This window comes from Microlunatus phosphovorus NM-1 (genome assembly GCF_000270245.1).
Lineage (GTDB): Bacteria > Actinomycetota > Actinomycetes > Propionibacteriales > Propionibacteriaceae > Microlunatus > Microlunatus phosphovorus.
Genome location: NC_015635.1, coordinates 1,283,100 through 1,308,894, shown reverse-complemented (window position 1 = coordinate 1,308,894; position 25,795 = coordinate 1,283,100). Strand labels below are relative to the sequence as shown.

23 protein-coding genes are annotated in these 25,795 nt (G+C 67.1%); 17 read left to right on the top strand and 6 right to left on the bottom strand.

Going from position 1 to position 25,795, the window contains the following annotated elements; genetic code table 11:
• Positions 1–6: 6 nt before the first annotated feature.
• The 3 genes from MLP_RS05825 to MLP_RS05815 all read right to left on the bottom strand — a co-directional run bounded on the left by MLP_RS05825 (position 7) and on the right by MLP_RS05815 (position 3,396).
• A complete protein-coding gene (locus tag MLP_RS05825) occupies positions 7–1,689 on the bottom strand; it encodes an ABC-F family ATP-binding cassette domain-containing protein (RefSeq protein WP_013862091.1) in 1,683 nt (560 codons plus the stop codon).
• A 249-nt stretch (positions 1,690–1,938) separates the two neighbouring features.
• Positions 1,939–2,469, bottom strand: a complete 531-nt coding sequence (locus MLP_RS05820) for a hypothetical protein (protein ID WP_013862090.1) — start codon at positions 2,467–2,469, stop codon at positions 1,939–1,941.
• Between the two features lie 315 nt (positions 2,470–2,784).
• The gene (locus MLP_RS05815; protein ID WP_013862089.1) at positions 2,785–3,396 is read right to left on the bottom strand and encodes a DNA-3-methyladenine glycosylase I; all 612 of its coding nucleotides are present in this window, start codon (positions 3,394–3,396) and stop codon (positions 2,785–2,787) included.
• Between the two features lie 378 nt (positions 3,397–3,774).
• Here MLP_RS05815 and MLP_RS05810 point away from each other — a divergent pair, with 378 nt between their 5' ends.
• The 7 genes from MLP_RS05810 (at position 3,775) to MLP_RS05780 (ending at position 10,590) form a co-directional block, all read left to right on the top strand.
• Positions 3,775–5,124, top strand: coding sequence for a hypothetical protein (locus MLP_RS05810; RefSeq protein ID WP_013862088.1), 1,350 nt, complete (start codon positions 3,775–3,777; stop codon positions 5,122–5,124).
• A 57-nt stretch (positions 5,125–5,181) separates the two neighbouring features.
• Positions 5,182–6,309, top strand: coding sequence for a LolA family protein (locus tag MLP_RS05805; RefSeq protein ID WP_013862087.1), 1,128 nt, complete (start codon positions 5,182–5,184; stop codon positions 6,307–6,309).
• On the top strand, positions 6,306–7,349 hold the full coding sequence (locus MLP_RS05800; RefSeq protein WP_013862086.1) for an ABC transporter ATP-binding protein: 1,044 nt from the start codon (positions 6,306–6,308) through the stop codon (positions 7,347–7,349). Before MLP_RS05805 ends, MLP_RS05800 begins: the two co-directional genes overlap by 4 nt.
• A complete protein-coding gene (locus tag MLP_RS05795) occupies positions 7,342–8,223 on the top strand; it encodes an ABC transporter permease (protein WP_013862085.1) in 882 nt (293 codons plus the stop codon). The genes MLP_RS05800 and MLP_RS05795 overlap by 8 nt, the downstream gene beginning before the upstream one ends.
• A 100-nt stretch (positions 8,224–8,323) precedes the next feature.
• On the top strand, positions 8,324–9,067 hold the full coding sequence (gene trmB / locus MLP_RS05790) for a tRNA (guanosine(46)-N7)-methyltransferase TrmB (RefSeq protein WP_013862084.1): 744 nt from the start codon (positions 8,324–8,326) through the stop codon (positions 9,065–9,067).
• A gap of 63 nt (positions 9,068–9,130) precedes the next feature.
• Complete coding sequence (gene truA, locus MLP_RS05785; RefSeq protein WP_013862083.1) at positions 9,131–9,991, top strand: tRNA pseudouridine(38-40) synthase TruA; 861 nt, start codon at positions 9,131–9,133, stop codon at positions 9,989–9,991.
• The gene (locus tag MLP_RS05780; protein ID WP_013862082.1) at positions 9,988–10,590 is read left to right on the top strand and encodes a class I SAM-dependent methyltransferase; all 603 of its coding nucleotides are present in this window, start codon (positions 9,988–9,990) and stop codon (positions 10,588–10,590) included. The genes truA and MLP_RS05780 overlap by 4 nt, the downstream gene beginning before the upstream one ends.
• 13 nt (positions 10,591–10,603) lie before the next feature.
• Here MLP_RS05780 and MLP_RS05775 read toward each other — a convergent pair whose 3' ends face one another.
• Positions 10,604–12,187, bottom strand: coding sequence for a hypothetical protein (locus MLP_RS05775; RefSeq protein WP_013862081.1), 1,584 nt, complete (start codon positions 12,185–12,187; stop codon positions 10,604–10,606).
• Positions 12,157–12,960 (bottom strand): ABC transporter ATP-binding protein, encoded by an 804-nt coding sequence (locus MLP_RS05770; protein WP_041791385.1) that lies wholly within the window; start codon positions 12,958–12,960, stop codon positions 12,157–12,159. The genes MLP_RS05775 and MLP_RS05770 overlap by 31 nt, the downstream gene beginning before the upstream one ends.
• Positions 12,961–13,193: 233 nt before the next feature.
• On the opposite strand from MLP_RS05770, the gene MLP_RS05765 reads away from it, so the two are divergent.
• The 3 genes from MLP_RS05765 (at position 13,194) to MLP_RS05755 (ending at position 16,728) form a co-directional block, all read left to right on the top strand.
• Positions 13,194–13,817 (top strand): superoxide dismutase, encoded by a 624-nt coding sequence (locus tag MLP_RS05765; RefSeq protein WP_013862079.1) that lies wholly within the window; start codon positions 13,194–13,196, stop codon positions 13,815–13,817.
• Between the two features lie 530 nt (positions 13,818–14,347).
• Complete coding sequence (locus MLP_RS05760) at positions 14,348–15,340, top strand: magnesium transporter CorA family protein (protein WP_013862078.1); 993 nt, start codon at positions 14,348–14,350, stop codon at positions 15,338–15,340.
• Positions 15,295–16,728: an NAD(P)/FAD-dependent oxidoreductase gene (locus MLP_RS05755; RefSeq protein WP_013862077.1), complete on the top strand. Its 1,434-nt coding sequence runs from the start codon at positions 15,295–15,297 to the stop codon at positions 16,726–16,728. The genes MLP_RS05760 and MLP_RS05755 overlap by 46 nt, the downstream gene beginning before the upstream one ends.
• On the opposite strand, the gene MLP_RS05750 is transcribed toward MLP_RS05755, so the two are convergent.
• Positions 16,679–18,271, bottom strand: coding sequence for an ATP-dependent DNA ligase (locus MLP_RS05750; RefSeq protein WP_013862076.1), 1,593 nt, complete (start codon positions 18,269–18,271; stop codon positions 16,679–16,681). The genes MLP_RS05755 and MLP_RS05750 overlap by 50 nt on opposite strands.
• Positions 18,272–18,611: 340 nt before the next feature.
• Here MLP_RS05750 and MLP_RS05745 point away from each other — a divergent pair, with 340 nt between their 5' ends.
• The 7 genes from MLP_RS05745 (at position 18,612) to MLP_RS05715 (ending at position 25,713) form a co-directional block, all read left to right on the top strand.
• Positions 18,612–20,447 (top strand): ABC transporter substrate-binding protein, encoded by a 1,836-nt coding sequence (locus MLP_RS05745; RefSeq protein WP_013862075.1) that lies wholly within the window; start codon positions 18,612–18,614, stop codon positions 20,445–20,447.
• 36 nt (positions 20,448–20,483) lie between these two features.
• Positions 20,484–21,494, top strand: coding sequence for an ABC transporter permease (locus MLP_RS05740; protein ID WP_013862074.1), 1,011 nt, complete (start codon positions 20,484–20,486; stop codon positions 21,492–21,494).
• Entirely contained in the window at positions 21,494–22,453 is a 960-nt protein-coding gene (locus MLP_RS05735) for an ABC transporter permease (protein ID WP_013862073.1), read from the top strand. Before MLP_RS05740 ends, MLP_RS05735 begins: the two co-directional genes overlap by 1 nt.
• The gene (locus MLP_RS05730; protein WP_013862072.1) at positions 22,453–23,325 is read left to right on the top strand and encodes an ABC transporter ATP-binding protein; all 873 of its coding nucleotides are present in this window, start codon (positions 22,453–22,455) and stop codon (positions 23,323–23,325) included. The genes MLP_RS05735 and MLP_RS05730 overlap by 1 nt, the downstream gene beginning before the upstream one ends.
• Complete coding sequence (locus tag MLP_RS05725; RefSeq protein ID WP_013862071.1) at positions 23,325–24,131, top strand: ABC transporter ATP-binding protein; 807 nt, start codon at positions 23,325–23,327, stop codon at positions 24,129–24,131. The genes MLP_RS05730 and MLP_RS05725 overlap by 1 nt, the downstream gene beginning before the upstream one ends.
• Before the next feature lie 222 nt (positions 24,132–24,353).
• Positions 24,354–24,686 carry an ArsR/SmtB family transcription factor gene (locus MLP_RS05720; RefSeq protein ID WP_231851421.1) on the top strand — a complete coding sequence of 111 codons (333 nt, stop codon included), beginning with the start codon at positions 24,354–24,356 and terminating at the stop codon, positions 24,684–24,686.
• 55 nt (positions 24,687–24,741) lie between these two features.
• Entirely contained in the window at positions 24,742–25,713 is a 972-nt protein-coding gene (locus MLP_RS05715; protein ID WP_013862069.1) for an SRPBCC family protein, read from the top strand.
• Positions 25,714–25,795: the final 82 nt, after the last annotated feature.

The window sequence follows — 25,795 nt, the reverse complement described above, 5'->3', positions numbered from 1 at the left end:
CCTGGCTCAGCGGACGCGCTGTACCCGGCCTTCGTCCCAGACCGGCTCGTCGGCCTCGTACACACTGCCGTCGGCACCGAAGACCAGGAACCGGTCGAAGGAGCGGGCGAACCAGCGGTCGTGGGTGACCGCCACCACGGTGCCCTCGAATCTCGACAATCCATGCTCCAACGCCTCGGCCGAGGAGATGTCGAGGTTGTCGGTCGGCTCGTCGAGCAGCAGCAGTGTCGCCCCCGACAGCTCCAGGAGCAGGATCTGCATCCGCGCCTGCTGACCGCCGGACAGCTGGTCGAATCGCTGCTCGGCGGCCTGAGCCAGCTCGTAGCGATCCAACTTGCGAGCGGCCTCCTCACGGCCCATGCCGGCGCGGTGCTCGTCACCGCGGTGCAGGATCTCCAGCAGGGTCCGGCCCATCAGCTCGGGATGGTGATGGGTCTGCGCGAACCACCCAGGCCGTACGCGAGCGCCGAGCTTGGCCGACCCGGTGTGAGCCACCTCGGCGATGTCGAGGGATTCAACCGGCCGATGCTCGATGTCGGGGTCCGAACCACCGCGGGCCAGCAGTCGGAGGAAGTGCGACTTGCCCGAGCCGTTGGAGCCCAGCACCGCGACCCGGTCCCCGAACCAGATCTCGGCGTCGAACGGCCGCATCAGCCCGGTCAACTCGAGCCGATCGACCACGATGGCCCGCTTGCCGGTGCGGCCACCACGCAGTCGCATCGACACCTGCTGTTCGCGTGGCACCTCCTGCGGCGGCCCAGCCTCCTCGAACTTCGCCAGCCGGGTGCAAGCCGCCTGATAGCGACCGGCCATCCCGTCGTTGTAGGCGGCTTTGATCTTCAGGGTTTGGACCAGCGTCTTCAGCTTCTCGTGCTGCTCGTCCCAGCGGCGCCGCAGCTCGGCGAAGCGCGCGAACCGTTCCTCACGGGCTGCCCCGAAGGTGGCGAAACCACCACCGTGCACCCACAAGGTGTTGCCGGCCGCGCCCAGTTCCAGCGAAGCGATGGCGGTCGCGGCCTCGGCGAGCAGTTCGCGGTCGTGGCTGACCAGCAGCACGGTCTTGGGCGTGGCCCGCAGCTGCTCCTCCAGCCAGCGCTTGCCGGGGACGTCGAGGTAGTTGTCCGGCTCATCGAGCAGCAGCACCTCGTCCGGTCCCCGCAGCAGCGCCTCCAGCGCGAGGCGCTTCTGTTCCCCGCCCGACAGCGTCGACAGCTCACGCCACTTGCAGCGTTCGTACGAGATGCCCAGTGCTGCGACGCAGCAGGCGTCGAAGGTGACCTCGGCCACGTATCCACCGGCGTCGGCGTAGTCGGCCAGTGCTTGCGCGTACGCCAACTGCACCGGTTCGGTGTCGTCGGTCATCAGTTCCAGCTCGAGCCGGTCGACGGTCGCCACCGCATCGCGCAGCCGTGGCGGACTCAGCGCGAAGAGCAGGTCGCGTACCGAGGTCGTGTCGCGGATGCTGCCGATGAACTGCCGCATCACCCCGAGTCCGCCGCTGCGTGAGATGGTCCCTTCGGATGGGCTCAGATCCCCGGCAATGATCTTCAGCAGGGTGGTCTTGCCGGCGCCGTTCGGTCCGACCAGCGCCACCACCGCGCCGTCGCCGACCCGGAAAGAGATCTCATCCAGCAGCACCCGGCCATCGGGAAGCGAATAGGACACCCCACTCAGATCCACGTGCCCCATGTGGAGGAACTGTAGACGGGCAGACCGCCTCAGTTCATCCCGTTTTCACGGTTGGCGAGCGGATCCAGCCCAATCCCGACTTCACTCGGGGCCCAATCCCACTTCACTCGGGGCCCAATCCCACTTCGCACCATTTGATGCGACTGCGCACCAGGTAGACGTGGTGCGCAGTCGCACTAAATGGTGCGAAGTCGAAGAGGGAGAGAGGGACAGCGGAGCAGCGGGTGAGGGCCCAACAGGGCGCACGAATCACGCAGCGGCGAGCAGCATCGCAAGGGCGGCGGTGTCGGCGTTGACCTGCGGGTCCACGCCCACCTTGTTGACCAACTGGGTGACGTTGCCCTCCACATCCGCCTCCACCCAGGCCGCCCGATGCTCCAGGCCCAGATGCGGCAACCCGGGCAGGAAGAGGCAGCCGGACGCCACCTCGTACTCCGGTACCGAGGAAAAGGTGCTCGACGGCGGGTGCAACACCACCAGGCCGGGTGGCTGCGGATCGGCGAACTGGCCGGGAGTGAGCGGGTGGTCGCCCAGCAAGGAGCCCTCGGCCACGACCAGGCCGACCGCACCGGGCTGCGGCCGTTCGGGCACCTCTTCACGGACACGGAAGACCGTGCTCATCGGCAGTAGACCTGGCACTGCCGCCATCCGTACCGCGAGCACCAGGAATTTGGCCCACTCCACCGTGTCCTGGGGCCAGCGTCCCAACAGCAGGAACCCGTAGAGGGCGCCCTTCGACTGTAACGGCGCCACCTCGATCGAGGACCGGAAACCATCCATGATGACCTCCTCATGCACACCCAGCTGACGAGGACCTGCGTGCTCGGGGGAACCCGAGTACCTCCATCGTCCTCATCATCATGCTTGGCAGACAAGAGGGTGGGAGTGCCAGACTGGATACCGTCACAAGACCGATACGTGCTAGTCCTCCCTCGCTGCTCCGCTGCGCGCCGATTGGATCTGTCTTCCCTCCTCGATCGCAAACGGAAAAGCGTCGTTTGCTCCTCGTCAGTCCAGACAGATCCGGGCGCTCCGCTGCGCGGCCGCTCGCGAGGGAGCTCGCTCGCTAACGCTCGCTCGGCGCACCTACCGCAGTCAAGGGCCGAGGACGGAGGCGGCGGCAGCGACGCGGGAGGTTTGGGCTGGGTCCCGGGCATCACAACCCACGAAGTGATCGTTGACCAGCCCCATCGCCTGCATGAACGCATAGATGGTCGTCGGCCCGACGAATGACCAGCCGGCCTTCTTGAGCAGCTTGGAGAGCTGCCGGGAGGTCTTGGTGTGCGCCTCGACCGAGTCGGGTGGCGTGTCGGCCAAGTCCGCGTACGTCCAGAGGTAGCGCGCCAGTGAGCCGTGCTCGGCGATCAGGTCGAGGGCTCGCTGAGCGTTGTTGATCGTCGAGCGGATCTTGCCGCCGTGGCGAACAATGCCTGCGTCGCCCAGCAGCCGCTCGACATCAGATTCGTCGAACGCGGCCACCGCGACCGGGTCGAACCCGGCGAAGGCCGCCCGGAAGTTGTCCCGTTTGCGCAGGATCGTCAACCAGGACAGACCTGACTGGAATCCCTCCAGGCACACCTTCTCGAACAGCCGATGGTCATCGGTCACCCCGAATCCCCACTCGGTGTCGTGGTACGCCACATAATCCGGTGCCGACGCGCCCCACGAGCAGCGCGCAACCCCGTCCTCACCCACCAGGATCTGCATAGCGCGCATCCTGGCAGCACTCACTGACAGTGCGGCCAGCCGGCTGGGGCCGCCACTCCGTTCGAGCCGCGGTCGGAGAACGACGCTCGCCGCCGCGGCCCAAGTCACCGAGCCAGGCCCAGGTCGCAATACGTGTGATCCGCTGCCCTCCGAACAACAGAGCCCGACCCGGGTCGGTGACGACGCAAGACGCTTGCATAGTTCGATCAACTTTCCACTGACAGACCCCCAGACGCTCTCTTTGCGGAGTACTTTCCATAGGGAGGGCATCCTTTTACCCGCCTGCCGGCGACGGCGGCGGGACTACCCGCGTAGCTGAGAAAGGCGCGGGACAGGTCGTCACGATGGCGCAGGGCCGGCACGAAGGCGGAGGCGGCGATGGCAGCGACCCACAAGACGGCCGACGGATCCACTCCCCATCGGCGTGCGGAGAGACCGCCGATCCCTTCGGCCCCTGCGGACAGTCGGGCCCGGGCGAACGATGACCGCACCCGCCGCGACCTGCTCCTGGGTCTGCAACGAAGCGCCGGCAATCGAGCGGTCACTCAGTTGGTCGAAGCCGGCCGACGTACGACCGTCCAACGCAAGTCACCCAAGGACCAACCGACGGATCAGCCCAAACTCGACGCGAATGACCCGACGGACCGCAAGGGCATGGAGGACCAGATCCTGGTCTTCCTCGACGGGATCAAGGACGTGAAACTCGTCCGGCTCGGCGCCTGGCAAGCCAACGCCGAAGCCGATACCCCGCACATCGACGCAGGCATCCTGGAGACGGCGATCGCCATGGTCGCGCTCGGCTTCGGCGGAGTCGTGGATCACGCCATTGCGGAGGTCTTCTTCCTACACGACAGCTACCTGAAGGCGTTCGTCACCCTTGCTGGGCTGGAGGGCGGCGACATCCTCGCCGAGGCTGCGCTCAAATCGAGCGTCAGCAAGCTGACGGCCTTCCTGGACGAGGGAACCGCCGCCGTCCGGGACAACTACTCCGCAAGCCACGCGCAGACGGCGTTCAAGACCTTGGCGAACAAGCCGATGGATGCCTTCGTCGAAGGTGTGAGACTTCAGGTCGGATCGGAGCGGGTCGAGGACTCGGGCGCCTTCAACAAGAACAAGTCCCACTTCAGCGATGCCGACATCGCGGGTCAGTACCTCACGCTGAAGCGCGCCTGGCTGAAGCTGCAGGCCGACCCGGCACCGTTCGCAGCCGAGCTGACCAGCAAGTACCTCAGTCTGCTCGGCCTGGCCGACAAGCGCGGCAGCACGGGAGCGGTCAATCCGCTGGGTCCAGGTGGGCTCCGGCTCGGTCGAACCGGTGGAACCTACACCAGCATCGGCCGTTGGTCAGCTCCCGATCTGAACGCCGTGCAGTTCTGGGCGCGTACCGACAGCATCAACACCTGGGCGGGCTCGACGCTGCTCACGACGCCCTTGGAGAAGCTCCCCGGCAGTCTGTCGATCGAGTTGTGGGGCACCAACCCCTACACCGGATGGACCACCAGCGAAGTGGTCAATCTGGGCTTCGATCACCTGTCCGATGGCGGCCTGAGGATCCATGACACCCGAGAGGACTCCACGGAGTGGTACGCCTCCTACCTCGACCACCAAAGTGCCGAGCACACCGATGCCCAGCGCGACGTGCTGGCACCCAAGGGTGTGGCGAAACTGTGGGACGCGATCAAGGACAAGACCCTCACCGACGTACGGGGGCGAGACAGCTATTGGTGAACCATCGTAGGACCACGGTCTGATGCGCCGGTTGGATCGGCGAGCAACAATGACCCCATGCCCACTCGTCCGTGGCTGCGCTGGCTCGTACCGCTGGCTGCCCTCTTCACCGTCATCGCGACCGTCCTGGTCGCTGGAAACGCATCGGCCGACGAAAAGCTGCCGCCGCGTAGCGCCGAGCAACTGCTGGTCGATCTCCAACAGGCACAGGTCGACGGTTTCTCCGGCACGGTCGAGCAGTCCGCCGACCTCGGTATCCCGGCGCTACCCGGGGTGAGCGAGCACGGATCGGACTTCTCCTCTCTCATCTCGGGCAGCCATACGTTGCGTGTCGCGTACGCGGCGCCGGACTCGGCGAAGGTGTCGTTGCTCGGCGAACTCTCCGAGTCCTCGGTGATCCGGCACGGTACCGACGTCTGGACCTGGTCCAGCAAGGAGAACGCAGCCACCCACACCACGGTCGACAAGCACGACGAATCATCGGATCCGGAAGACCTCCCGACCGATGCCCCGAAGACTCCGCAGGAAGCCGCCCAGCGCATCCTGACGGCGGTCGGCAGCAGCACCGACGTGAGCGTCGCGACCGACACGAAGGTCGCGGGCCGGGCGGCCTACGAGCTGGTGCTCAAGCCCAAGGACTCGCGTTCCCTGATCAGCAGCGTCCGGATTGCCGTGGATGGTGCTGAGCACGTCGCCACCCGAGTGCAGGTGTACGCCGGTGCCGCCACTGCCCCGGTGGCCGAGATCGGCTTCAGCGAGGTCGACTTCAGCACGCCACCTGTTTCGACCTTCGAGTTCTCCCCGCCGAAGGGCGCCAAGGTCACCGAGCTCACCCCGCAGAGCCAGAAGAAGGACGGGACTCACAAGTTGGGCACCGGCAAGGACGGAGAGTCCTCCGACGAGACGAGGCCCGCCGTGGTCGGCGAAGGCTGGACCAGTGTCGTGGTGGCGAAGCTGCCCGACGAGCGGCAGTCCGCGGACAGCGCTCCGAGCGATCGAACCCGCGGCCGCGACCAGGGTCAAGCCGAACTGCAGGCCTATCTCAACCAGCTACCGAAGGTCTCCGGCTCGTGGGGCTCGGGGCGTCTGCTGGCCGGGAAGGCATTCTCCTTGGTGATCACCGACGACGGCAGGGTCGCGGTCGGCGCAGTGGCTCCTGAGTTGCTCTACGCCGCCCTCGGATGACACTCGAGTTGTCAGACGCGGTGGTCGGCGGAGCAACCACCGACCCTGACAACTCGGCGCCAGTGGTGACGCGGAGGCTGACCAAGCGATTCGGCCACCAAGTTGCCGTGAACGAGGTCGACTTGGTGGTGCCCGCCGGATCGGTGTACGGGTTCCTCGGTCCCAACGGCTCTGGGAAGACCACCACGATCCGGATGCTGCTCGGCCTCATCGGTCCGTCGGCGGGTGAGGTCGATCTGCTCGGCGCGCCGATGGCCGGAGCCGGAAGGCGCCTCGACGTATCGGTTCTCCGCCGGGTCGGCGCCCTGGTCGAGGGCCCGGCGTTCCACCCCTATCTGTCCGGCCGAGCGAATCTGAACCGCCTCGAAGCGGCCGACCCGTACGCCGACCCTCACACCAGCGCCCGCCGGGTCGACACTGCCCTCGATCGAGTCGGATTGCTGAACGCCGCCCGCAAGCGCTACCGCGCGTACTCGCTCGGCATGCGACAGCGGCTCGCTATCGCCAGTGCGCTGCTGGTACCGCGCGACCTGCTGGTGCTCGATGAGCCGACCAACGGCCTCGACCCGCAGGGCACCCGAGAGGTTCGGCATCTGGTCACCGACCTCGCCGCCGATGGCACCACTGTGCTGGTGTCCAGCCACCTGCTCAGTGAGGTCGAGCAGATGTGCAGCCACGTGGGAGTCATGTACGAGGGTCGGCTGGTCACCCAGCAGCCACTGACCGAGCTGCGCGCCGGCACGGAGCCCGCGGTGCGTCTGCGGACCACAAGCGGTGCCGCACCGGACGCGGCCGCGGTGCTGAGCTGCCTCGGCACCGGTGAACCGGCCATCGCCAGCGGCGTCGGTCCCGCCGTCGATGCGAGCACCGACACCGAGGTCGCGACGGTGACTGCCAGTCTCCGCGAGGTAGCGCTGGCCGCCGTGGTCCCGGCCCTGGTCGCCGCCGACGTACCGGTCCTCGGGTTCGAGATCGTCGAGCCGAGCCTGGAGGACGTCTTCGTCGGACTCACCGGTGAGGGGTTCGAGATCAGTGGTTGAGCTTCGAGACTCCCTCGACCATCCCGACACCGAGGAACCCGTCCGCGACTCCGGCACCGCACGCTGGCTGCCGCTCCGATTCTTGACCTCCGAACTCGGGCTGATCTTCCACCGCCGGCGCAACATCGCCGGCCTGGGGGTGCTGGCCGCCGTGCCCGTGATCCTGGCCATCGCGGTGAAGACCTCGGGTGGCGGAGGCGGCGGACCCGACTTCGTGTCCTCGATCGTCGGGAACGGGCTGTTCGTCGCCTTCGCCGCGCTCACTGTCCAGCTGCCGCTGTTCCTGCCGCTTGCGGTGGCGACCATCGCCGGCGATGCGGTGGCCGGCGAAGCGAACATCGGCACGCTGCGCTATCTGCTCACGGTGCCGGCGGGGCGGACCCGGCTGCTGGCCGTCAAGTACGCGGCGATTGTGATCTTCGGCTTCGCGGCGATTGCGCTGATCGCCTTGGTGGGCAGCGTGCTGGGGCTGGCCCTGTTCGGCGGTGGCGACATGATCTTGTTCTCCGGCACCACCGTCGGCTTCGCCGAGGCCCTGGGAAGACTGCTGCTGACCTGTGGCTACCTCGGCTGCGGCCTGGCTGCCCTGGGCGCCCTTGGCCTGTTCGTCTCGACCCTCACCGAGCAGCCGATCGGCGCCACCGTCGCGGTCGTCCTGGTGAACCTGATGATGCTCATCTGCGGGTCGGTCGATCAGCTGTCCTGGTTGCATCCCTGGCTGCTGACCACGTGGTGGACCGCCTTCGGCGGTCTGCTGCGCGACCCGATCGCCACCGCCGATCTCCAGCGTGGTCTGCTGACCTTCGGTGCCTACGCGCTCGTGTTCTGGCTGCTGGCCTGGGCCCGCTTCACCACCAAGGACATCACCAGCTGATCCAGGCCCGGCGAGTGGGCATCTGACACGTCATGGAGGACAAGATCCCCGATGTTGGGGATTTCATCATCCATAAGTCACCGCAAGTAGGGTTACCGCCGTGCCCGAGTCGACCCACCCCGCCACCGAGCCGCGGGTCCGGCGCGAGGTCGTCTCCTTCGTCCGGCGCAGCACCCGAATGCGACCCCAACAGTTGCGGGCCTGGGAACGGTTGCGACACGCGTACGTGATCGAGGTGCCGCGTCGCGCCAGCAGCACGTCGGTTGCCACCGGCCATCGGCTCGACCTCGCCGGAGCCTTCGGCCGTACGGCCCCGCTGATCGTCGAGATCGGTTCCGGAACCGGCGAATCCCTGGTCGCGATGGCGGCCGCGCGTGCCGACGCAAATGTGTTGGCCTTCGAGGTCTACCTGCCCGGGATCGCTCGGACGGTGAGCCGGCTGCACGAGGAGCAGATCGGCAACGTACGGCTGGTGCAGGCCGATGCCGTCGCCGGACTCACCCAGCTCCTCGGTCCGAGCAGCATCACCGAGCTCTGGACCTTCTTCCCCGATCCGTGGCCGAAGGCCCGGCACCACAAGCGGCGCCTGGTTGACACCGCCTTCGCCGATCTCGTCGCCACCGGCCTGAAATCCGGGGGCAGCTGGCGGTTGGCCACCGACTGGGCCGACTATGCCGATCAGATCCGCGCAGTGCTCGATCCACACCCTGCCTTCGAGAGCGCCGCCGGCGCCCCGGACGGTTGGGCGGAGCGGCTCGCGGACCGGCCGCTGACCAGGTTCGAGCAGCGTGGCCTCGATGCCGGCCGGACAGTGCGCGACCTGCACTATCGGCGGGCGTGCTAGATGGTCGAGTCCGATGGTCGCGCTCCGCGCTCCGCGGTCGTGAGTTCGGCGGCGCCCCGGACAATGCGATGGCGGCTGGATGTCCGCTATGACGGTACGGCGTTCTCCGGCTGGGCCGAGCAGCGGGGCCGCCGGACCGTACAAGGCGAGCTCGAGCTCTGGCTGGGGCGGGTCCTGTCCCTGCCGGAGCCGCCGAAGGTGGTGTGCGCCGGCCGCACCGACGCAGGCGTCCATGCTCGCGGCCAGGTCGTCCATCTCGATCTGCCTGCCGCGTTGGTCCCAGATCCCGAGCGGTTGCTCGGCCGACTCCGACGGGCGCTGCCCGAAGACCTGGCGGTGACCGGTCTGCGGGTTGCGCCGGAGGGGTTCGACGCACGGTTCGCGGCGATCTGGCGACGCTACTGCTATCGGATCGCGGACGCCGCGACAGTGCCCGATCCGCTGTCGCGCACCATGGTCACTCCCCTACGCGGTCAGCTGGACCTGCCCCGGCTCAACGCCGTGGCCCCAGCCTTGCTCGGCCTGCGAGACTTCGGCGCCTTCTGCAAGCGACGAGAGGGGGCGACCACCGTCCGCACCCTGCTCGAGCTCGGCGCGGTCCGCACCACTGAGGCCGGTGGGCTGGTCGAGGTGACGGTCCGCGCCGACGCCTTCTGCCACTCGATGGTGCGTTGCCTGGTCGGCGGGCTGGTCGAGGTCGGCTCCGGCCGGCGCACCGCCGACTGGCTACTCACCCGGATGGCCGCCGCCACCCGGAGCAGCGTGGTCCCGGTGCTGCCCGCCCGGGGACTCACCTTGGAGGAAGTCGGCTATCCACCGGACGACCAGCTGGCCGCCCGGGTCAGCGAGGCGCGTACCCTCCGCACGCTGCCCGATCCGAGCCAGGCGACCGCGTCCGCGAGACTGGAGACACCGCACCCGTGAATGAGCACTACTTCAGCGGCGCCCCGACCGGCCCGGAGCGCCGGCGTACGGTGAGTGTCGAGTTGTTCGGGCGCACGGTGACGGTCGAGACGGCCAGTGGCGTGTTCGCCGGCGACGGACTGGACAAGGGCACCGCGGTGCTGTTGCGCGAGGTGCCGCCGCCGCTCGGCAGTCCACGCGTCCTGGATCTCGGCTGCGGTTGGGGATCGATCGCGCTCGGCCTCGCGCTGGCGACCCCGGGTGCACGGATCGACGCTGTCGACGTCAACGAACGGGCGCTGGCTCTGTGCCGCGACAACGCGGACCGGCTCGGCGCCGGCGGGCGCATCCGGGCCCTGCGCCCCGACCAGATCGCCGAGGACGCGACCTACGACCAGATCTGGTCCAACCCGCCGATCCGGATCGGCAAGCAGGCCCTGCACGAACTGCTCCAGACCTGGCTGGCGCGGCTCACGCCGGAGGGTGTCGCCTACCTGGTCGTCGGCAAGAACCTGGGTGCCGACACCCTGGCCGGCTGGCTGATCAGTGCGGGCTATGACTGCGCCCGGCTGGCCAGCGCCAAGGGGTTCCGGGTGCTCGATGTACGTCCCCGCGACTGAGCCCGGCGGCGACTCAGCGCTCCGAGATCGCCGCCAGCACCTCCGGCCATCGCCGGTCCAGCCGGGCACCACCTCGCACCACGCCCTGCCACACGGTGATCGCTCCGATCGCCAGCCCGATCACCAGACCGAGCCAGGCCAGCCAGCCGGTCCAGAAGGATGCGATCACCAAACCGATGGTTGGCGTCGACAAGATCAAGCTGACCAGGCCGGTCACGCTGAAGGAGGCCAATGCCGGAAAGCCACCGCTGCTGCCCTTCTGGAACGGATTCGCTCCCGGCGGTGGTGCCGGCCACTGCCACAACGTCCCGACGAAGGTACCGACTCCGAGGCTCACCAGGATCAGCGGAATGCTGACGGCGACGACCGGCAGCCAGAGCTGCCAGGCACCGGAGAGCCCCAACCCCAACACCGTGAGCACGACCAGGATCGGCAGGAACACCGTGCAGGTCGACCACAGCCGGCCAATTCGGTCCTCGGCCCCGCGCAGCCCACTGGAAGCGTGCAGCCAGAGTGCGGTGCCGTCGTAGCTGAGGTCCTGGGCGACGCTGGCCCCGATCAGCCAGCACAACAGAGCCGGCGCGAAGGCGATCAGCAGTGGCAACCCCTCCGGGTTCACCACCTGGGTCACCATCAAGATCACCGGACCGATCAGAAAGCCCGCGATCCCAGCCACATAGCGCGGATCGCGCCGCCAGTAGTGCAGCGTCCGGGCAGCCACACCACCTGCCGGCGAGGCTGGATAGAGCCGGTCGACCAGCCCTCCGGCGCGGACCCGGCCACCACCTCGCGCCGACTCCAGCGGCTCGGTCAGCCGTCGATCCAGATAATGACCCCAGGCCAGCCATAACCCGACGACCAAGAGACAGGCCAGCAGCAACCGTACGCCGGCAAGCAGCCACTGACCGCGAGCCGCATCGGCCGGCACCGCCCAGATCCAGCCGAACGGTGTCCAGCCGGCCACGCCAGCCGTCTGCGCCAAGATCGCGCGCGCATTACCCAACTGGCCTCCGGCGAGATTGCCGGCCAGGTTCGCGACGATGCCGATGCTCATCCCGATCAGCGCGATGCCGACGAAGGCGAAGTCACGGAAGCGACGCGAGTTGAGCGCGGAGGCGAAGGCGGCGGTCCCGGCGCGGGAAAGCAGGAAGCAGGTCGCGACCCCGATGGGGATCGCAGCCACCGTGGCGAGCACCGGTCCGAGGCCACGCGACCAGCTGGCGAGCAGACCTAGTGAGACCAGCACGGTGGCGATACCTGTGCTGCCGACCAGCCCGGACACCAAGAGCCCTGGCATGATCTCGCGCGCTCGGACCGGCAGCAACGCGAATCGGGACGGATCGAGCGTCTCGTCGATGCCGAAGACCAGCAGCGACAAGGCCAGCCAGCCGGCGGTCAGGGCCGTGAACGCGAGCACCGTGACATCGGCGGTCAGCTCGACCGAGGTCCAGCGCAGCGCCACCAGACCGGCGACCACGAACACCACGATGGCGAGCGCATAGAGCAGCCCGAGGATCAGGCCGATGATCCGCCAGACGCTGCGACGCAGGGCGTTGCGCAGCAGGGTCAGCTTGAGCTTGACGAGGATCGCAACCATGCCAGCGCCCCCTCCCCTGCTGCGGTGTAGCCGACCAGATCCAGGAAGCGCTGCTGCAGACTGCTGCCGGCGCGGACCTGATCCAGGGTCCCGGCGGCCAGCACTCTGCCCTGTGCCACCACGGCGAGCTCGTCGCACAGACTCTCGACCAGTTCCATCACGTGACTGGACAACACCACGGTGCCGCCCGATGCCACGTATCCGCGCAGGATTGTCCGGATGTGCTCGCCGGACACCGGGTCGACCGCCTCGAACGGCTCGTCCAAGATCACCAGCCGAGGCGCGTGGATCAGCGCACAGGCCAAACCGATCTTCTTGGTCATGCCCGCTGAATACTCCACCACCAGGGTATTCGCATCATCGCTCAGCCCGAGGGCGGCCAGCAGCTCGGTCGATCTGGTCGCGATGTCCCGCTCCGGCACCCTCCGCAACAGGCCCACATAGCGGAGCAGCTCGGCACCGCTCAGCCGATCGAAGAGTCGCATCCCGTCGGGCAGCACCCCGATCAGTGCCTTGGCCCTGGCCGGGTCCTGCCACACGTCATGACCGAGGATCGCGGCTCGACCGGCATCGGGTCGCAGCAGGCCGGTGGCCATCGACAAGGTGGTGGTCTTGCCGGCGCCGTTGGGCCCGACCAACCCGAACAGGCAGCCGGGGCGCACCCTCAGCTGCAGATTGTCGACCGCGACCTTGGTTCCGAACCGTTTCACCAGCCCGGTCAGCTCCAAGGCTGCTGGGCTGTCGCCTGGACCGTTGACGGGGAACTCGCTCATGGTCCCAGTGAACACGGTCGCTCGGCCCATCCCTCACTTCGCACCGGCTGCTGTCGCTGCGCATCAAGCACGCCTGGTGCGAAGTCGCAGCAGTTGGTGCGAAGTCGGGATTGGGCCACACGAAATGGTGCGAAGTGGAGATCTGAGATTGACCGCCGACGCCACCAGCTGAGGCCCGGACTAGGATGGAGACCGATTCGACATCCACCACAAGGTCCACAACGAGGAGTGTTATGGCTGACTACGTCCTTCCCGATCTGCCCTACGACTACAGCGCACTGGCGCCGCACATCTCCGGCGAGATCATGGAGCTGCACCACGACAAGCACCACGCGACGTACGTCAAGGGTCTGAACACCGCGCTCGAGCAGCTCGCGGAGGCCCGGGAGAACAACGCGTACGGCAGCGTCGGTGGCTTGGAGAAGACGCTCGCCTTCAACCTGGGTGGTCACATCAACCACTCCGTGTTCTGGCCCAACATGTCCCCGGATGGCGGCGACAAGCCGACTGGTGACCTGGCGGCCGCGCTCGACGAGTACTTCGGCAGCTTCGACAAGTTCCGGGCACACTTCGAGAACGTCGCGAACACCATCCAGGGCTCCGGCTGGTCCATGCTGGTCTGGGACTCACTGGGTCAGCGGCTGAACATCGTGCAGCTCTACGATCAGCAGGCCAACCTGCCGTTGGGCCAGATCCCGATCGTGCTGCTCGACATGTGGGAGCACGCGTTCTACCTGCAGTACAAGAACGTCAAGGCCGACTATGTGAAGGCCTGGTGGAACGTGGTCAACTGGGCCGATGCCCAGCAGCGGTTCGCCACCGCGGTCGCCCAGTCCCCTGGTCTGATCAAGCCCTGATCGTCTCGACCTAGCAATCCGTACGGCGCCTGCCCCCATCCGGGCAGGCGCCGTCCGTGTCTTCTTGCGCTCCAAGGCCTTTCCCTGAACCCCAAGAGGGTGATATATCAACCACGACCCGGGCCCTGAATCGTGTCAGGTGAGTATCGACGGGCTGGTCGGGGCGCGTTCTGTCAGTGACGCGGGAAGACGGAGTCCTAGGGAGCGCAGCCGAACAGCGAGCGACGACCCCCGTCGCGAGCGGCCGTGAGGCGGAGCGAGGGCTCCCTCTGGACCAAGGAGCGACCAAACAACGCCTTTTCGTTTGTGAGCGACGCGGGAAGACGGAGTCCTAGGGAGCGCAGCCGAACAGCGAGTGGCGACCCCCGTCGCGAGCGGCCGTGAGGCGCAGCGAGGGCTCCGTCTGGACCAAGGAGCGAGCAAACAACGCCTTTTCGTTTGCGAGCGACGCGGGAAGACGGAGTCCTAGGGAGCGCAGCCGAACAGCGAGCGACGACAACGCTGTCGGAGGCGTGCGGCACACTTGCCTCGTGAGCGAGATCGAGCTCTGGTGGTTCGACAGCGAGGGCGTCAACAGGTGCACGGTGGCGGAGCTTCCTGCATTGCACCGGCGGGCAGATGGCTTCTGCTGGGTCGACATCCCCAGCTGGTCGGACGCGGCCGAGCAACTGCTGAGCGAGGAGTTCGGGTTCCACCCGATGGCGGTGCGCGCCTGCCGGGAGCGCAATCACGTGCCCCGGATCCATGTCTACAGTGATCACCTCTTCGTGGTCGTGCATGCGCCCGAGATCGGCGAGCGGGGCCACGTCCACTACCTGGAGTTGGACCAGTTCATCGGACAGCGTTTCCTGGTGAGCGTGCACGGTCCGCTCAACCCGGCGGTGGATCCGGCTGCCGCTCGGCGCGAGGTGGACTCCGTCATCGAACGAGTGGAGAGCGGCAGGCTCCGGCCGGCTTCGCCGTTCGCACTCGCGTACGCCATCGTGTCGACGATGGTGCGCAACGAGGCAGCCCAGATCGCCGAGCTCGCCGAGCAGGTGGGGCGTCTCGAGCAGCGGGTGATGGCGGCGGTGAACACCGCACCCGAGGACTTCCTGAACGAGCTGTTCACGGCTCGGCACGAACTGCTGACGATCCGCACCATGGCGTCTCAGGGCGGGGAGATCTTCCAACGGGCCGTCGAGCTCGTCGAGTTCGCACCGCCGGAGGAGTTGCGCTTCCTGCATGACTTGCGAAGTCAATACGAACGCGTCGAACGTATCAGCCACAGCCAGCTCGAATTCTTGATGGGTGTGACCGAGTTCTACCGGGCGCGGACCGATACGAAGATGACGATCGCCGCTGAGCGGCTGGCCGTGATCGCCGCCGTGACGCTGCCGGTGACCGCCATCTCATCGGTGATGGGCATGAACGTCATCGTCAACGACTCGACACACTGGACCTGGCTGATCCTGCTGCTGGCAGTGATGGGCACCATGTGCGGGATCTTGCTGCACTGGACGAAGCGGCTCGGCTGGTGGTGACCGGCAGAGCTGGCGCCACCGATCAGCAGGCGATCGTGATCGGTGCAGGGCTCGGCGGGATCCTCACCGCAGCCGCCTTCGCCAGAACCGGCTGGAGCGTCACGGTGCTGGAACGCGACGTGTTGCCGACCAGCGCCCAGTATCGACGCGGAGTGCCCCAGGATCGTCAGGCGCACATCCTCTTGCATCGGGGCCTGCAAGCCATCGACGGGCTGCTGCCCGGGTTCCGGGCCGAACTGCTCGCGCGCGACGCGGTGCCGTTCGACTCCGGCCGGATGCCTTGGCTGAGTGAGCACGGCTGGCTCTCCAACGACCAGCCCAGCTGGGAAGTGGTGTCAGCGACCCGACCGCTGATGGACGCGGTGGCCCGCGATCTCCTCCGCCGGCTGCCCGGGATCACGATCCGCGACGGCCTCCGGGTGCACGGCCTCGAGTCGGTGCCAGGCGCCTGGCGGGTGCTGGCCGACTCCGCGGACGGGCCCGAGGTGAGTGTCAGCGCACCCGTGGTGGTCGACGCGTCGGGACGCAGCTCGCGGCTGAGCCACTGGCTGCCCCAGTTGCGTCAACCAGAAGCCCAGCTGGTCGACGCTCGCGTCGGCTATGCGGGCCAGCTCCACGTCGCTCGCGGCGAACCACCGTTGCAGACCGGACTGGCGATCATCGGCCGACTGCCCGACGGAGCCTCCGGGCTGGCGCTCCCGGTGGAGCAGGGTCGCTGGATGATCTCCGCGGCCGGCATGGGCGACTTCCGGCCACCACGAGATCTCGCGGGCTACCGGGGCTTCTTCGCGGGACTCCGCGATCCCGCGATCGTTGATCTGTTGCACGTGCTCGAGCCCGCCGGTGAGATCACCGTGCATCGCCAGACCAGCAACCGTCGTTTTGCTTGGGGGCGCCACGCCGACTGGCCGGCCGGGCTGCTGGTGCTCGGCGACGCGCTCTGTTCGCTGGATCCGATCTACGGGCAAGGGATCACTGTGGCCGCGATGCAGGCCGAGCGGCTCCATGACGCCCTGTCTGCCGGACGACCGGTCGACCGCCGGCTGCAACGCCAGCTGCTGGCCGTGACCGAACTCCCGTGGTCGATCGCCACCGGCAACGATCTGCGCTATCCGAGCTGCCCCGCCACGCCGTCGGCCAGCCAACAGCTGAGCGCCGCGTTCACCAGCCGGCTGGGACAGCTGGCCGCGACCGGAGACCTGCGGGCCACCAAGGCGTTCAGCGACGTCTACCACCTGATGGCGCCGCCGACCGCGTTCCTCCGGCCGAGCCTGTTGGCTGCTGCCGCGCGACCGCTGCCCACCCGGAGACTGCCTCGGCCAACGGTGCTGGACCAGCTCAGCTCGTCTCGTCCGGAGCCTCCACCGGAGGCCCCAGCAGGCGCTTGACATCGGCCAGCGTGTCCGCCTCGGCGGCGGTCTTGTCCGGCCGGTAGCGCAGCACTCGGGCGAACCGCAGCGCCACCCCACCCGGATAGCGGGTGGAGACCTGCAAACCGTCGCAGGCGATCTCGACCACCGTGGTCGGCTCCACCGTGACCACATGGTCCGTACGCTCGGTGGCGATCGAGGAGAAGTGCTCGGTCTGCCAGCGCAGCAGTTCGTCGGTCATCCCCTTGAAGGTCTTACCGAGCATCACCGGTTCCCCGGTTCGCTCATCGCGGGCTGCCAGGTGGATGTTCGACAGCCAGCCCTGGCGGCGGCCATACCCCCACTCGACACCGGTCACCAGCAGATCGAAGGTGTGCCGCGGCTTGACCTTGACCCACGATGCCTGACGGCGCCCGGCCGCGTACCCGGCGTCGGGTGCTTTCACCACCACCCCTTCGAACCCTCGGGCCACGGCAGCGTCGAAGAACGCGGCCAGCTCGTCGGCGGTATCGACCAGGGCCCGCTCCACCCGCAGCTCGGCCGGCAGTTGGCGTTCGAGCTCGGCGATCCGGTCACGGAGCGGGGCCTCCAGCAGACTCCGCCCGTCGAGATAGAGCAGGTCGAAGAAGAAGGCCCGCAAGGCCAGGCTTTCCGGCACCTGGGTGCCGAGCTGGGCACTCTGGTCGGCCGCTGCAACCTGAGTCACCGCTGCCTGGGTCGCTGCTTGGGCGGCGATCAGCTGGAACGCCTCCGGCCTGCCGTCCTGTCGCAACGCGAGCACCTCACCATCGAGCACCAGCTCCCGGGCCGGCAACTCCCGTACCGCTTCGACCACCTCGGGCAGCCGCTCGGTGATGTCGTCCAGCGAACGACTGAAGATCCGTACCTCGTCGCCGAGCCGGTGCACCTGGACGCGGATGCCGTCGAGCTTGACGTCCGCGTACGCCGGGCTGCCCACTTTCGCCAGCGCCGACGACGGGTCGGGAGCGCTGGCCGCAAGCATCGGCTGGACACCCGTGCCGACCGTCGGTCCGACCGCAGCCAACGCGTCCCTGCCCTCCCGGACCAGCAGCCGGGCGGCCTCGGTGGTCGAGGACAGCAGCATCGCCGCCCGACGCAGCACCGCCGGATCGACCGCGTACGCCTTCGCCAGGCCTTCCTGAACCAGCGCGTCCATCGCCCCTTGGCGCAGATCACCGAGCACCAGGCCACGCAGGAAAGCCTGCTCCCGTGCCGTGGCCTGCCCGAACAGCTCGGCCGCCACCGCGGTGCGCCGAGTCGACGAACCGGGGCCGGACAGCCCGGCCATCAGCTCGAACGCCGCATCGACCTCGAGCAACGTCAAGATCGGTGTCGCCGCTGGCTCCGGGAGCTCGGCCAGCCCACGCCAGCCCAGCCCCGTACGACGTTGCCGCAGCGCTCCACCGAGGTAGCTGACGGCGATCTCCAGGTCATCGGGACCGGCATCGGCGAGCGTTGCAGCCAGCAGATCTCGTTTGGCGTTTCGTGATCTGGTGGCGGCCACCGCGGTCCAGGTCTCGGCGAGGCGATCGAGCAGCATTCACCCATCTTCTCCCGTGCTTCTGACACCCCCTCCGGCAGCACTTCTCTCGCTCGGCTCGCAACGATGTGGTCACTAAGTGGGCGTTAGGCATTGACACCGAACCGGTTAAGTGGTGTCTTGTCGGCTGAACGATGATTGGCCGCTAGCACGATCATTGACCCCAGGGGACGCGATGACGCAGACCACGGACCTGCTCCGACGTGTCTGCTGTGCGGTGCCCCGACGCGACGTCACCACTGCTGTGACTCCCTCCTCACTCGGCCTCCGGCCGACCCAGTCTCGGATCGGCCGCCGGCCGCGCCGATAGTTTCATCACGCATTCCAAAGGAAGGAAGCAATGAACGATCAGCAAGATCACGAGAGCCTCACGGCGGAGATCCGCTCCGCGGTGACCGGCTGGTCCCCGAACCGTCGTCGGTTCCTCTCCGTCGCCGGCCTCGCCGTCGGCGGCGCGGTCATCGGCACGACGGCCGCCGGCTGCGGCACGGCGCAGACCGGCAACAGTGGTGGAGGTGGCGGTGGCGGCGGTGGTGGTCGCGCCGGCGCCGCCGGCGAGACGCTGTTCGTCGCGGGCTTCCAGTGGGGCGCGCCGACCAGCTTCAACCCGTACGGCGCCACACCGGCCTTCCCGTCCAACCCGGCCGGCAACCAGCCGGAGCTGATCTATGAGTGCCTGGTCCGGTTCAACATGCTGGATGGCACGCTCGCGCCGGGCCTGGCCAAGGAACTGCAGCAGCCCGACGACGACACGTTCGTGCTGCCGTTGCAGGACGGCACCAAGTGGTCCGACGGCAGCGAGCTGACGGCGGAGGACGTGGCCTTCACCTTCGACCTCGGCAAGCAGACGGCGCTGACCTTCAGCACGGTGTGGGACTACGTCGACAGCATCGAGGCGACCGATCCCCGGACGGTGACCGTCAAGCTCAAGGCGAAGCCGTACAACCCGCTCTTCGTCAAGGGCATTCTGTCCAGCACCTCGATCCTGCCGAAGGCGATCTGGAGCAAGATCTCCCCGGACAAGATCGTCTCCGAGCCCAACATGGAGCCGGTCGGCTCCGGCCCGTTCAAGCTGGACAAGGCCGACCAGACGCAGGTCAACCTCACCCGGGACGACAACTACTGGGGCAACGCCGTGTTCGGCACGCCGCCGATGGCCACCGTCAACCACCCGATCTTCAAGAGCAACAACGACGGCGACCTCAAGCTGGAGAGCGGTGAGATCGACGCCTCGCAGCAGTTCACCGCTCAGATCTGGAAGATGTGGGAGGACAAGAAGAAGCCGGTCGGCACCTGGCTGAAGGAGAAGCCGTACTACCTGCCCGGCAATATTCCGCTGTTGATCTTCAACACCACCAAGAAGGGCCTGGACAACCCGAAGGTGCGGTTGGCGATCGCGTACGCGATCAACACCCCGAACATCGCCTCTACCGCCATGTCGGACTACTCCGCCGCGGTCCAGCCGTCCCTGATGATCCCGGAGGGCTACGAGTCCAAGTTCTTCGATCAGGCGGCCGCTGAGGCGGAGGGTTGGAAGTACAACAAGGAGAAGGCCGTCGAGATCCTCGAGGGCGACCTGAAGGCCAAGAAGGGCTCCGACGGCATCTATGTGCTGCCCGACGGCACCAAGCTGGGCGGCTGGAAGGCGTCCTGTCCGACCGGCTGGACCGACTGGAACACCTCGCTGGAGATCGTGTCGAAGTCCTGCGCGGAGATCGGCATCGGCATCTCCACCGAGTTCCCGCAGGCACCGACCTGGACCCAGCGGATCCAGAGCGGCGACTTCGATCTGATCATGAACACCTACGCCGGCGTCAGCCCGGCCAGCCCGTGGCGTCGGTTCCGCGATGCCATGGACAAGCGCGGGGTGCCGGACATCGGCAAGCGGGCCGACTGGAACTTCGGTCGCTACGAGAACTCCAGCGTGGCTGCTCTGCTGGACACCGCGGCCGGCGCCAAGACCGACGACGAGGCCAAGGCGGCGTACGCCGAGCTGGACAAGATCTTCCGCCAGGAGATCCCCTGCGTCCCGCTGATGTATCGCCCGCTCAGCTTCTATCAGTTCAACCAGTCCAACTGGGAGAACTTCCCGACCGAGGAGAACCCGTACGCCCCGCCGATGTGGTCCGGTGCCGGCATGACCTGGTTCTTCAAGATCAAGAAGGTCGGCAGCTGACGGACTGATCGACAACGAGGAGGCGGTGGCACCCAGATGAACATGGTGCGCTATTTCATGCGCAAGATCGGCTGGTACCTGCTGGTACTTTTTGTCGCGCTGATCCTGAACTTCATTCTCCCCCGGCTGATCCCGGGCAACCCGGTTGACGCACTTGTCGCCAACATGACCCGGGGCGGGGGAGCCAGTGGAGACGCGGTCAAGGCAATCTACGAGAACTACATGCGGGAGTTCGGTCTCGATCAGCCGATGTGGCGGCAGTTCTTGACCTACGTGGGCAACGTGTTACAGGGCAACCTGGGCACCTCGTTCGCGCAGTACCCCGCATCGGTGAACTCACTGATCGGCCAAGCGCTGCCCTGGAGCATCGCGCTCCAGTTGCCGGCGATCATCGTCGGCTGGGTCGTCGGCAACATCGTGGGTGCCATCGCCGCCTTCAAGGGCGGTTGGTTCGACCGGGGAATCTTCCTCGGCGCCCTCTTCCTCTCCTCCATCCCGCCCTACTGCCTGGCGATCATCCTGCTGTTCCTCGCTGCGGTGAAGGGCGGTTTCTTCCCCGTGGGCGGCGCGTACTCGTTCGGCATGTCGCCGGAGTTCTCGCTGACCTTCTTCGGTGACGCGATCACCTACTTCTGGCTGCCGTTCTGGTCGATCGTGCTGGTGTTCATCGGCGGTCAGGCAGTCGGCATGCGATCGATGGCCATCTACGAGTTGGGCGCGGACTACGTCAACTACGGGCGCGGTCTCGGTCTGCGGGACCGGACCACCGTCCGTTACATCTTCCGGAACGCGATGCTGCCGCAGATCACCGGTCTGGCCCTGGCCATCGCCGGCATGATCACCGGCGCTCTGGTGATCGAGCTGGTGTTCTCCTATCCCGGGTTGGGCACCTTGTTGTTCAACGCCATCGGGCAGAACGACTATCCGGTGATCCAGGCGATCATGCTGATCCTGACGCTGGCGATGCTGGTCGCGAACTTCGCCGTTGATCTGCTGTACGGCATCATCGACCCCCGCATCCGAGCCGCCCAGAGTGGAGACCGCTGATGAAACTCTCGAACTTCGGCCCTCGCTTCTATGTTGCCGCAGTCCTGATCATCGCCGTCCTGTTGGTCGGCCTGGTCGGCCCGCTGGTCGTGCAAACCGACCCGAACGCCACGGTCGGTGGGCTCTATGACCGGCCCGCCGGCTGGGGACCACTCCTGCTGGGCACCGACAACGAGGGCCAGAGCGTGATCGCCAACCTGGTCTATGGCACCCGGACCTCACTGATCGTCGGGCTGCTGGCCGGCACGCTCGCGACCATCATCGGCCTCATCATCGGCATCGTGGCCGGTTTCCGGGGTGGTCTGGTCGACAACCTGCTGTCAGCCCTCACGAACATCTTCCTGGTCATCCCGGTGATCATCGTGGTGGTGCTGCTCAGCGTCGCGCTGGACAACCGCAGCATCTTCACGCTGGCCTTCGTCATGGGCATCACGTCGTGGCCATGGCTCGCTCGAGCTGTCCGGGCCCAGACGACCAGTGTCCGGACCCGTGAGCACATCGATGTCGCGTTGCTCTCGGGGGCGGGATTCTGGTCGATCCTGCTGCGGGACGTGCTGCCGTACCTGCTGTCGTACGTGGTGATGGCCTTCGTGCTGCAAGTGTCCGGGGCAATTCTGCTGGAGTCGACGCTCAGCATGCTGGGCCTCGGCCCGTCGAACGCGGTCAGCCTGGGCATCATGCTCTATTGGGCGATCGCCTGGGGCTCGGTCCGCACCGGCGCCTGGTGGGCTTTCGTGCCGCCGACCCTGATGCTGACCACGATCTCGTTCTCGCTGTTGCTGCTGCAGTCCAGCCTCGACGAGATCTTCAACCCGCGGCTGCGGCGCGGCAAGATCAAGAAGAAGCCGCTCGATCCCAAGTATCTGGTCCCGGCCGCTGAAGGGCCCGCGCCCTCCCTCACCGCCGCCGGCGTGGTGGAGGGGCCGGCACCCGTCGAGAACCAGGAGGACAAGGCCTGATGGGGACTCTGCTCGACGCCCAGGACATTCTCGGCGTCTACTACACACCCAATGGCAAGCCTGTCGTCGGCGTCAACCACGTCTCGGTCACGATCCAGGAAGGCGAGGTGCTCGGGCTGGCCGGCGAATCCGGCAGCGGCAAGTCCACGCTCGGCTCGATCATCTCGCTGACCGCGCGCTCGCCGCTGGTCGTGGAGAGCGGCACGGTCGAGATCGATGGCGAACGACAGAACCTGGCCCGGATGGATCGGATCCCCCGGACCTGGCGAGGCGCCGTCGTCTCGATGCTGCCGCAGGGCGCGATGAACTCGGTGAGCGCCACGATGCGGATCCGCGATCTCGTCTTCGACGTGATGCGGGCCCATGACGGCAAGGTCAGCAAGGACGAGGCGCTGGACCGGGCCCGGGACCGGCTGGTCAGCCTGGGGCTACCGCCTCGTGCGCTGGACGCGTACCCGCACCAGCTGTCCGGCGGCATGAAGCAGCGGGTGGTGACGATCATCAGCACCCTGCTCAACCCTCGGCTGCTGATCGCCGACGAGCCGACGTCCGCGCTGGACGTCTCGTCGCAGAAGGCACTGATCGAGATGCTGCTGGAGATGCTGGACAAGCGGATCATGTCCGGCGTCATCTTCATCACCCACGATCTGCCGGCGCTTCGTACGGTTGCCACCCACATCGGGGTCATGTATCAGGGCCGGATGGTGGAGACCGGACCGACCGACGTGATCGTGGACAACCCGGAACACCCGTACACCCAGGCGCTGCTGAGCTCGGTGCTCACGCCCGAACCCAAATACGCCAAGATCAGGATCGAAGGCATGAGCTCGTACGACCGCTCGCTGTTCGACGCCCCGGAGGTGAAGCACTGATGGCCGAGCTCTTCAAAGCCGAGAAGCTGACCAAGACCTTCGGGTCGGGCAAGACGGCGGTCACGGCGGTCAAGGAGGCCACCTTCGCCCTGCAGCCGGGAACGATCACCACGATCGTGGGTGAGAGCGGTTCTGGGAAGTCGACCATCGCCCGGATGGTGCTCGGTCTGCTGCCGATCACCTCCGGCAAGGTCACCTTCGACGGGAAGGACTTCACCAACCCGACCGGCCGCGATCGCAACGCCTACTGGCGCAACGTGCAGGCGGTGTTCCAGGACCCGTTCTCCTCGTTCAACCAGTTCTTCACCGTGAAGACCCTGCTCTACCGGTCCTTGCGGCTGCTGGACGAGAACATCGGGCAGGACCGACTGGTGGAGGCGCTCGGCCACGTGGGGATGGACACCTCGGTGCTCGATCGCTATCCGCACCAGATGTCCGGCGGTCAGCGGCAGCGGGTGATGATCGCCCGTGCGCTGATGTTGCGGCCTCGACTGCTGATCGCCGACGAAGCGACCTCGATGCTGGACGCCTCGTTGCGGGTGAACATCCTCAATGTGCTCACCGATCTCCGCGACGAGCTCGGGATGACCGTGCTGTTCATCACCCACGACATCGGCCAGGCCTGTTATCTGGCCGACCAGGTCCTGGTGATGGAGCACGGCGTCATGGTCGAGCAGGGCACCGTCGACGAGGTGATCTTCAACCCGCAGCACGAGTACACCAAGAAGCTGGTGGCCGATGTGCCCAAGCTGCACTCCAAGATCGACCTCAACGTGGGCGAGCACGAAGAGGTCGAATCGCTCTAGCCTTGGCCTGGTCCATCCCAAGGCCCCGTCCACTTCGGTGGACGGGGCCTTGTGCTGTCCGCTCGCCCGTTGTCGGGTGTGCGTGCGGGGTGCGGGTTGGGTGCGTTCTTGGCCCCCGGGCCACACACGGACACTGAGGTCCATGGCTCCCGGCAGAAGATCCCGCTCGATGGTTGACGGACCGCGAACGCCGGGCTAACCTACAACCAAATGGTTGTAGATATGCAGAAGCTCAGTGACGCGGAGGTCGACCGGATCTTCCACGCGCTCGCGGATGCCACCCGCCGAGACATCGTGCGACGGACCCTCGTCGGCGAAGCATCGGTGTCGCGGCTGGCCGAGGCCTATGCGATGTCGTTCGCCGCGGTGCAGAAGCACGTGGCCGTTCTGGAAGGGGCCGGGCTGGTGACGAAGCATCGCAGTGGCCGCGAACGACTCGTCCGCGGCAACCCGGAGGCCATCGGGCGTGCGCAACGGCTGCTTGACGAGTTCGAGCAACTGTGGCGCTCGCGCATTGATCGGCTCGACGCCCTCCTCGCCGAGGACCGAACCTGAGCCCACTTCCGACGAGTCCACTTTCCAACGGACCCCACTCCAGAAAGGCAGCATCATGCCCATCACCTCCATCACCAAAGACACCGAGGCACTGACGATGACCGTCGTCGCCGACTTCGGAGTCCCGGTCCGCCGGCTCTGGGATGCGTACGCCGATCCACGCCAGCTCGAGCGGTTCTGGGGCCCGCCGACCTGGCCGGCCACGTTCAGCCGGCACGACATGGCTGTCGGCGGCCGATCCCACTACTTGATGACCGGGCCCGATGGTGACCAGAGCCACGGTTACTGGGAGTTCCTCGCCGTCGACGAGGAGAAGTCGTTCGAGGTCGAGGACGGCTTCGCGATCGCACCCGGGGTGCCGAACCCCGACATGCCGTCGATGCAGATGCGTTTCGCGTTCGAACCGACCGAGTCGGGCTCGCGGGTCACCACCGTGACGACCTTCGGCTCGCTCGAGCAACTAGCGCAACTGGTCGAGATGGGCATGGAGGAGGGGATGCGCGCGGCGATGGGCCAGATGGACACGGTGCTGGCCGATCTCGCCGCGTTCGCCGCCGACTCCGGTACGCACGCGCAGCTCCTGGACGACACCCATGTCCGGGTCAGCCGGGTGATCCGCGGCACCGTCGAGCAGGTGTGGCACGCCCACCACGAGCCGGAGTTGCTGCAGCGCTGGCTGCTCGGCCCAGACGGCTGGACCATGCCGGTGTGCGAGGTCGCGACCGAGGTCGGCGGGACGTACACGTACGAATGGCAGCAGGCGGACGGCACCGGACGGTTCGGATTCACCGGCGAACTGATCGAGCACGATCCGCCGACGCGCGAGGTCACCACCGAACGGATGATCGGCATGGACGGGCCCGGCACCACGAATGAGCTGACTCTCACCTCCGTCGAGGGTGGGACCCTGCTGTCCTTGCTCATCACCTACCCGAGCCGGGAACTGCGCGACACGATCCTGGCCACCGGCATGACCGACGGCATGGAGACCAGCTACGCCCGGCTTGAGAGCGAGGTCCTGGTCTAGGCTGCGTTCTCCCAGCGGCATCTGGCCCCGTCCGCCGGGCTCCTGATCAGGTATCCGTTCGCCATGGGGTTCTGACCAGAAG

Excerpts from the sequence above, each read along its gene's own strand:
- MLP_RS05825 (WP_013862091.1), bottom strand. The coding sequence starts at position 1,689 with ATGGGGCACGTGGATCTGAGTGGGGTGTCCTATTCGCTTCCCGATGGC.
- MLP_RS05820 (WP_013862090.1), bottom strand. The coding sequence starts at position 2,469 with ATGGATGGTTTCCGGTCCTCGATCGAGGTGGCGCCGTTACAGTCGAAG.
- MLP_RS05815 (WP_013862089.1), bottom strand. The coding sequence starts at position 3,396 with ATGCAGATCCTGGTGGGTGAGGACGGGGTTGCGCGCTGCTCGTGGGGC.
- MLP_RS05810 (WP_013862088.1), top strand. The coding sequence starts at position 3,775 with ATGGCAGCGACCCACAAGACGGCCGACGGATCCACTCCCCATCGGCGT.
- MLP_RS05805 (WP_013862087.1), top strand. The coding sequence starts at position 5,182 with ATGCCCACTCGTCCGTGGCTGCGCTGGCTCGTACCGCTGGCTGCCCTC.
- MLP_RS05800 (WP_013862086.1), top strand. The coding sequence starts at position 6,306 with ATGACACTCGAGTTGTCAGACGCGGTGGTCGGCGGAGCAACCACCGAC.
- truA (WP_013862083.1), top strand. The coding sequence starts at position 9,131 with ATGCGATGGCGGCTGGATGTCCGCTATGACGGTACGGCGTTCTCCGGC.
- MLP_RS05775 (WP_013862081.1), bottom strand. The coding sequence starts at position 12,187 with ATGGTTGCGATCCTCGTCAAGCTCAAGCTGACCCTGCTGCGCAACGCC.
- MLP_RS05770 (WP_041791385.1), bottom strand. The coding sequence starts at position 12,960 with ATGAGCGAGTTCCCCGTCAACGGTCCAGGCGACAGCCCAGCAGCCTTG.
- MLP_RS05765 (WP_013862079.1), top strand. The coding sequence starts at position 13,194 with ATGGCTGACTACGTCCTTCCCGATCTGCCCTACGACTACAGCGCACTG.
- MLP_RS05750 (WP_013862076.1), bottom strand. The coding sequence starts at position 18,271 with ATGCTGCTCGATCGCCTCGCCGAGACCTGGACCGCGGTGGCCGCCACC.
- MLP_RS05745 (WP_013862075.1), top strand. The coding sequence starts at position 18,612 with ATGAACGATCAGCAAGATCACGAGAGCCTCACGGCGGAGATCCGCTCC.
- MLP_RS05740 (WP_013862074.1), top strand. The coding sequence starts at position 20,484 with ATGAACATGGTGCGCTATTTCATGCGCAAGATCGGCTGGTACCTGCTG.
- MLP_RS05735 (WP_013862073.1), top strand. The coding sequence starts at position 21,494 with ATGAAACTCTCGAACTTCGGCCCTCGCTTCTATGTTGCCGCAGTCCTG.
- MLP_RS05730 (WP_013862072.1), top strand. The coding sequence starts at position 22,453 with ATGGGGACTCTGCTCGACGCCCAGGACATTCTCGGCGTCTACTACACA.
- MLP_RS05725 (WP_013862071.1), top strand. The coding sequence starts at position 23,325 with ATGGCCGAGCTCTTCAAAGCCGAGAAGCTGACCAAGACCTTCGGGTCG.
- MLP_RS05720 (WP_231851421.1), top strand. The coding sequence starts at position 24,354 with ATGCAGAAGCTCAGTGACGCGGAGGTCGACCGGATCTTCCACGCGCTC.
- MLP_RS05715 (WP_013862069.1), top strand. The coding sequence starts at position 24,742 with ATGCCCATCACCTCCATCACCAAAGACACCGAGGCACTGACGATGACC.